The sequence below is a fragment of the Rhizobium sp. 18055 genome (genome assembly GCF_902706285.1).
Lineage (GTDB): Bacteria > Pseudomonadota > Alphaproteobacteria > Rhizobiales > Rhizobiaceae > Rhizobium.
In genome coordinates this window covers 1-490 of sequence record NZ_CACSKD010000183.1, presented here as the reverse complement: position 1 = coordinate 490, position 490 = coordinate 1, and the positions used below count along the sequence as shown (strand labels likewise).

Genomic DNA, 490 nt, shown 5'->3' with positions numbered 1-490 from the left:
GTCACTGTCTACGACCGCACAGTCCTGGTGGACAAGGCCATCAGTACGGTAAAGAAGAACCTCATGGAAGGCGCGATCCTGGTGATCGTGATTCTCTTCCTGTTCCTGGGCAATATCCGGGCTGCGGTGATCACGGCAACGGTGATTCCGCTGTCGATGCTTTTCACGTTCACCGGCATGGTGAACTACAAGGTCAGCGCCAACCTGATGAGCCTTGGAGCGCTGGACTTCGGCATCATCATTGACGGAGCGGTTGTGATCGTGGAGAACTGCGTTCGCCGCCTGGCGCACGCCCAAGCCCACCATGGTCGACCACTGACCCGGGCCGAGCGCTTCCACGAAGTGTTTCTGGCGTCCAAAGAGTCTCGCCGCGCCCTTCTTTTCGGTCAGCTCATCATCATGGTGGTGTACCTGCCGATCTTCGCCCTCACTGGCGTCGAAGGAAAGATGTTCCATCCCATGGCGTTTACCGTGGTCGCGGCACTTGTCG

1 protein-coding gene is annotated in these 490 nt (G+C 58.4%); it reads left to right on the top strand.

Annotated elements, in window-relative coordinates; all coding sequences use genetic code 11:
- Positions 1–490, top strand: a 490-nt coding sequence (locus GVL52_RS28625; protein WP_200847976.1) for an efflux RND transporter permease subunit, incomplete at both ends; no start/stop codon positions are given.